The following is a 6,838-nucleotide window of genomic DNA, read 5'->3' as shown; positions in this document are numbered from 1 at the left end:
TCGGTCGGTGAAGACCGACCGGGGATTTTGGGCTTGTATTCCTCCTGCGAGGATAACAATTAGAAAGAAAAAATGGATTCTGATACGATTCATGTGCATGAGATTACAACGGGTAACGCTTGATACTAACCGTCATTTTACCACTATTATCAATACTGTTCACATATACATAGGCAGCATATTTGCCGTCGGCAGTCTTCATGAAGGCACCGTCGTCTTTGCTGAAAGTCAGCGCATAGTCAACGGCAGCGCCCAGGTTCAGCGTCTGGAAGTCAACATCATCTATGTAGACATTGGGGACGTCACCTTTCAACTGTGCATCACGCACGTTGGCGCGTTTCTCCATCGGAGTCCTGTTGGTGGCGCCGGAAGGAACGATGCCGGAGATGGCAATGTACTTCGGGTCTGTAGCAGGAGAAACGAACGAATGTTTGTATTCGAAGCCGTTCAGCGATTCCTGATAGAGATAGATGAAGTCGATTTTGCCTGCCAGATTCTGTGAGGCAACTTCTTCTTTCGTATAGGCTTTCATATCGGCAATGGAGAAATAGCAGGCACCTCCGTTTTGCATTTCGATGAGGCGCTTCATGTCCATCTTGGATACAGTATAGGACTGCGTGCTGCATGATGCCTTTGCACCGGTACTGGAGGTGGAAGAGAAGGTGAACGAGATGCTTTTTCCTTTTGCCTCTTCGGGCACTACATAGTTGTAGCGGACAGTAGCAGCAATGAGCGTAGCCTGGCTGGTGCCAAAGGGTACAGTCGGATTCATGTAGTGCTCATCTGCCTTCTCCATCATATTTGCAGTGGAGATTGCCCCACTGGTAGTGGCATCCTTGACAGTCTGCAAAGGCACGTCTTCACCGGCCTGGTAGGTCACGCCGTTCACTTCCATCTTATTGCGGGCTGTGAACCATGAATAGAGTTCGAAGCCTGTTCCGTCAGCTCCGGCAATGGAAGCCTTGGCTTCGGCTTTGCCCAACTGACCGTTGGTGGCACCCATGGCGTAAGCGAATTCTATTTTCTCTCCTGCAATGGCAGGGGCTACTGTCTTCTTCAGGTAATCGTTCTTCATCGCGGAATCATCGTCATCGCTGCAAGCGAAACAGGAAAATGCGATGGCAGACAGCATTACATATTTCAATAGTTTCATAACTATACTTTTTAAAAGGTTTATACTATTTTATTATTCACCTTGCAGGCTCACGGTGATGGTATAGGTTTTCTTTACCTGTCGGTTGCCCGAAATAACGGTGTATTGGCGCGACTGACTGAAATCAATCCATCCTCCCATGGAAGGGGTCAGGATACAGTCTTTAGCAACAGAGCAGTGAGGCTTAACGTGCTTCAGGTTCGTGCCGAACTTGGCTACTGCCGTGATAACGGTTCCGTCACCTTCCACATCGGGAATGTTGGTTTCAACCAGTACATTACGGTCGTCCGGTCCTCTCAATTCGAAGTTAGAGATATAGCACAGTTCGCTATCGGTGATGAGCAGGTTATTGTCGTCCAACGGATAGTCACCGCAAGATTGTGCCAGCAGGCATACCAACAACAGGCTTAGCATTCTATATATACTTTTCATAATTGTTCTTTCTTTTAAAATAAACATTGTTTTTCTCCGGTTACAGGTTGTTAGAGCCATGGCTCGTTCTGTGTCAGATTAGGATTACGACTTCTTTCACCTTCGGGAATCTGATAGATGTAGTATTTCTGGAAGTCTTTCTCAGAAGCGTTCTTGAACTCATCACGTATACGGTTCCCGTTTGTATCTTTCAATACCAGACCGTCACTGTTGGCAGCTCCCCAGATTTCATTGGCCTTTCTCCAACGGCGGATATCGAATGGGCGGTGACCTTCGCTGACGAGTTCCACGATACGTTCCTGCTCAATTGCCTTGAAGAATTCATCTTTGTTGGCATACTTTTCGGCTGCCAGCCCCGGCAGGTTACCACGGCTGCGAATCTGATTGACCAAACCAACCAGTTCACTGCTCGGTCCTTCCACTTCATTCATAGCTTCACAGTACATCAGGTAAACGTCGGCAAGACGCATCAGATAGAAGTCCTGAGGGCCTTGTGTGCGTTCGGCAACACCTACCTGGCGTACCCATTTACGGAAAATATAACCTGTCTGGCTGCTGGCATCGTTGTTGATAAAACCTTTTGCTTCCTGTCCGCGTACACCGAACATCCAGGTCAGGCTGTCGCCTACAGACATGCCGTCCAGTGCCACTTTCAACATCTTTTCACCGTTCCAGAGGATGGTGGAGCGCATACGCCAGTCACGGTTTGCATAGCTTTCACGGTTCCATGCACCGTTTTCCTGGTCTTCTTTGTTATTCAGTACCAGTTCCGGCAGGAAATCACCGGTGATGGTGCTCTGATAACGGTCGGCGAGGCGGTTGGTCGGCATAATCCAGCACTGTGCATTGGCAGTGGAGCGCGTTCCGAAGTCACGTAGGAGGCTCTCACCTTGTCCGTCTCCCAGGTTCGGACCACCGTATTGCAGGGCGAAGATGATTTCCGAACAATATTCGTTGTCGTATTGGAAGAGTTTCCAGTAATTAGGAGTCTGATAACTGCCCGGTTCTCCTTTTCCGAAGAGTTCGAGGCTATAGTCATAGATTACTTTCCTGAAGTCGGCAGCAGCCAGTTTGTAGTATTCCTGTGCTTCACTGGCACTTTGTTGGAAACCTTTCAGTTCGGGCCATCCGTTCTTTTTCCAAGATGCCCAGTAGAGTTCAATTTTACCTTTGAAGGCGAGGGCGGCTACCTGGGTGGCACGTCCGGATTCGTCACCGCTAACGCTGGCGGGCAATTTTGTGGCTGCATACGTCAGGTCTTCCAATAAATCATTCTTGATGGTTTCTATGGATATACGCTCCAGCGAACAAGCCTCGGCATCACCGCTGAGTACATGGCGGTAGTAAGGCACGTCACCCCAATTCTCTATCAGGCGGAAATAAGCAAGTGCACGGAGGAAATAGTTCTCGGCATTGATGCGTTCCAGAGAAGCTTTGGTTGCGGCATTGCCTTCATTTTCTATCATTTTCTCTATATTCTGGATAGTGAAGTTGGCACGGTTCACTACGCGGTAAGCATTACTCCACATGGAAGAAAAGCCACTTGTCACCCAGCCGGCGGGACTCCATGCGCTAATACTGCCCACGCTCTTGCCACGGGTATTCTGGAATTCGGCATGCCCGTCGTAATAGTAATCGGTCTGATACAGTGTGCGGAGGGCATTGTATACACCATAGGTTGATGATAAGGCATCATCGGTACTCGTCCAGAAGAGGTCGGAAGAAACTTCCGTAGTCGGTTGGCGGTCCAGCAAGTCATCGATACAAGAGGACGTGGTTCCGATCAATCCGGCTAATACGATATATTTAATGTACTTCATATTTCTATAATTTAAGGTGGTTATCAAAATTCAATGTTCAAACCGACAGAGTAGGTCTTAACCAAAGGATAAAGGTCGTTAGCATAAGATGTGTTGTCCGACTGGCTCCATCGGCTGACGGATTTTTCCGGGTCAACACCCTTCCACGGTGTGATGGTGAAGACGTTTTCTGCCGATACATAGATACGGGCACGTTCGAAGGAAATCTTTTTCAGCCACTTGGCAGGGATGGAATAGCCAATCTGCAAGTTCTTCAGACGTACGTAGTTCATATTCTCTGCCCAGAAAGTACTTTCTGTACGGTTGTAGGAGCCACCGCTACCGGTAACTAGTCTTGGCATGGAAGCACCACGGTTGTCCAGTGACCAGGAATCGGTCCAGTGCATGCGTTGGAAGGCATAACGGTCTTCCGGCACGTTTACATTGTTCAGGTCGTCCAGCCAGAGGTCGGAACGTCCGTAGCTACCCTGGAACAGTGCCTGAAGGTCGAAGCCTTTGTAGGCGCCACTCAGTGTGATACCGAACTGGCCCATCGGAGTTTCACGATATTTGTTCTTGAAGGCAATCTTGTCCTTGTCGTCTATCTGTCCGTCTCCGTTTATATCCTTTATCAGGATGTCGCCCGGTGCGGTATAGTTACCCTGATAGGGGGCATTGTAGATTTCATTCCATGATTGTACCAGTCCGGGGTATGCATCGTAGATGTAGAGGAAGTGGAACGGCATGTCCAATGCAGTCCATCCACGATCGAGGTGGTCACCCCATTTCTCCAGTTTATTCACGTTGTAAGAAGCATTCACATTGACGCTGTAATCCAGTTTACCTACTTTGGAACGCCAGGTGATGTTGGCTTCGATACCACGGTTGCGCAGGTCGGCAATGTTTACGCGGGGTGCATCGTAACCGGTGAGAATGGAAGAAATACTTGAACCACGAATCATACCACTTGTAAAACGGTCGTACCAGTCAAGTTCGGCAGTCAGTTGATTGTTGAAGAGTCCGAGGTCGAAACCGATGTTGATGACGCGGGTGGACTCCCAGGAAAGGTCTTGGTTAATCATCTTGCTGGCACTGAAACCTTGCACCAGATTACCATTCATGATATAATTAGTAGTCTTCATGGTTTCTTTCTGCTCATAGCGGCCTACGCCGGAGTTGTTACCCAACGTACCGTAAGATGCACGTAACTTGGCATTGCTGACTACCTTCTTCAAAGGTTCGAAGAACGCTTCTTCAGAGATACGCCAACCGATGGCTCCCGAGGGGAAGAAACCCCATTGATGCCCTTTGGCGAAACGGCTGGAACCGTCGGAACGGAAGTTGAACTCAAAGAGATACTTATCGAACATGGTGTAGTTGAAACGTCCGATGAAAGAACGCAAACCTTCGGATTCGGAATAACCCCAGTTAGTTTGTTGCGAAGCGGAAGCGGCATTCAGCTCTTCAAGGCTGGAATGCAGGCGGTCTTTACGCCACGCACCCATCTGGCGGTCGTACCAATATTCCTCAGCCGCATTGAACATGGCCGAGATGTGGTGTCCTTTGGCTACTTCGCGTTCATAGCTGATGCGTCCCTGGAACAGAGTCTTATGACCTTCGTAGTTAGCGTCAGTGATACCGTCACCACCGTTGTCCGGCATTTCTCGGGCCACTGAGTTTGTCTGGAAGTTCCATTGCTTCAAGGGGTTCTGAATCGTCTTCCTGAATTCATTGTAGTATCTTAGTGCATAGCTTACATTCAGTTTCAGACCTTTCAGTGGCTCCCATTCGGCATAAGCACTACCGTTAAACTCTTTGCGTGACTTGGTCTGGCGGTAAGCCTCGTATTCGGCCAGCACATTACCGGCAGCGGAGTTTTCACCATAAGCCATGGCACCACCGTATTGACCGGTTTCAGGGTGTTTGTTCGTTATACCGGAAACAGCATATTTCAGACCGGCATTCTCAAGGCCGCTTCCGCGAGGTGCGGTAGTTTCACTCCATTGTCCGTCACTCTTCATTCCGATTTTGAAGTTGTTACGAATCTTGTAGTCCAGATTGAAGCGCATATTATAGCGGCTGTAGTCATTGTGAATCTGGAGTCCTTTCTGGTCCATGATGCCGATAGAAGCGTAGAAATTCATCTTATCCGAACCGCCGGAAGCAGAAACCGTCTGGTTCAGGGTGCCACCTGTGCGGAACATTTGGTCGAACTGGTCGGTGTTGGGGAAGAGAACATCATCTACCATGCCCATTGCCATCCATTGTTCCACAGTGCCTGCCCGGAAATTAGTGGACTTGTTGCCCGAACCGGCGGCACGCATGTGCATGGTCAATGCGCGTGAATAATCATTCATATAATCATAGAATTCTACAGGACTTGCCCAGGCGTAAGAGCCGTTGTAGGTGATTTTGGCCTTTGTATTGCCGATACCGTTTTTCGTAGTGATGAGGATAACGCCATTGGCGGCACGCGAACCATAAACGGCAGATGAAGCAGCATCCTTCAATACGGAGATGCTTTCGATATCATTCATATTGATACGGTTGATGTCTACATCGGGCATGCCGTCTACAACAATAAGGGGGTCGGAATTATTGATGGAACCCAAACCGCGCACTTTCAGTGATGCGCCATCGGAACCAGCAAAACCGGTGGACTGGTTGACTACCAGACCCGGCACTAAACCGGAAAGTCCGGAAGATACATTCGAGATGGAGCGGCTGGCAATCGCTTCGTCAATCTTGACTGCGGAGACCGAACCGGTCAGGTTCACTTTCTTCTGGGTACCATAACCGATAACGATGACCTCATCCAGTGCCTGTGAGTCTTCATTAAGCGTTACAACCAGGTTGGTTCTGCCTTTCAGGGCCACCTCCTGTGTGGTATATCCGATGAAGGATATTACAAGAGTGGCATTGGGAGAGGCATCCAGGGTGAATTGTCCGTCAATGTTCGTGATAGTACCGCCCGTACCTCCTTTGATTGTGACATTGGCGCCGATAATCGTTTCTCCTGTGTTATCTTTTACCGTACCGGTTATCTTGGCTTGCTGTGCCGAGACGTTTCCGATACCTATAAAGACTAATAGGAATACCAAAAAATGTTTCATATAGCTTAAATTTAAATGAATAATAAAAGGTTAATTTCATATAAGACCTGAAGGACTATTTCTTTTAATTAAAAGCGATAATTAGTATATATCCTTCGTTTGACATGTGTGGTTTTTCATAAATGTAATTCCATAAGCATCCTTTCTTTTTTAGAGGTTATTAAAAGGTGTATTTCCGAAGAGTTGTCTTCGTAGTAACTTGGTGGCAAATATATGGGTCTTTCATTCGCAGCTTGGAAATGCAACTACATCTTAACTACATCAACATTAGGTTTCGACTACATCAACGCTTTCTCATATAAAATGTAAATTCTTGAATATTAAATGAATATATGTTTTAT

4 protein-coding genes are annotated in these 6,838 nt (G+C 47.8%); all 4 read right to left on the bottom strand.

Features of this window, described 5'->3' with window-relative positions; translation table 11 throughout:
* Positions 1-103 precede the first annotated feature (103 nt).
* Genes QZ135_RS10780 through QZ135_RS10765 form a run of 4 tightly spaced genes read right to left on the bottom strand, consistent with a single transcriptional unit; the run spans position 104 to position 6,497 of the window.
* The gene (locus tag QZ135_RS10780; protein WP_294608834.1) at positions 104-1,153 is read right to left on the bottom strand and encodes a DUF4466 family protein; all 1,050 of its coding nucleotides are present in this window, start codon (positions 1,151-1,153) and stop codon (positions 104-106) included.
* A gap of 33 nt (positions 1,154-1,186) precedes the next feature.
* On the bottom strand, positions 1,187-1,585 hold the full coding sequence (locus tag QZ135_RS10775) for a hypothetical protein (RefSeq protein WP_294608832.1): 399 nt from the start codon (positions 1,583-1,585) through the stop codon (positions 1,187-1,189).
* A gap of 50 nt (positions 1,586-1,635) precedes the next feature.
* Complete coding sequence (locus QZ135_RS10770) at positions 1,636-3,405, bottom strand: RagB/SusD family nutrient uptake outer membrane protein (RefSeq protein WP_294608830.1); 1,770 nt, start codon at positions 3,403-3,405, stop codon at positions 1,636-1,638.
* Between the two features lie 23 nt (positions 3,406-3,428).
* Positions 3,429-6,497: a TonB-dependent receptor gene (locus QZ135_RS10765; protein ID WP_294608829.1), complete on the bottom strand. Its 3,069-nt coding sequence runs from the start codon at positions 6,495-6,497 to the stop codon at positions 3,429-3,431.
* Between the last annotated feature and the right edge of the window lie 341 nt (positions 6,498-6,838).

Source organism: uncultured Bacteroides sp. (assembly GCF_905207245.1).
Classification (GTDB): domain Bacteria; phylum Bacteroidota; class Bacteroidia; order Bacteroidales; family Bacteroidaceae; genus Bacteroides.
Note: the sequence above shows the minus strand (reverse complement) of the source record. Positions and strands in the feature narration are given on the sequence as shown.

Excerpts from the sequence above, each read along its gene's own strand:
- QZ135_RS10765 (WP_294608829.1), bottom strand. The coding sequence starts at position 6,497 with ATGAAACATTTTTTGGTATTCCTATTAGTCTTTATAGGTATCGGAAAC.
- QZ135_RS10775 (WP_294608832.1), bottom strand. The coding sequence starts at position 1,585 with ATGAAAAGTATATATAGAATGCTAAGCCTGTTGTTGGTATGCCTGCTG.
- QZ135_RS10780 (WP_294608834.1), bottom strand. The coding sequence starts at position 1,153 with ATGAAACTATTGAAATATGTAATGCTGTCTGCCATCGCATTTTCCTGT.
- QZ135_RS10770 (WP_294608830.1), bottom strand. The coding sequence starts at position 3,405 with ATGAAGTACATTAAATATATCGTATTAGCCGGATTGATCGGAACCACG.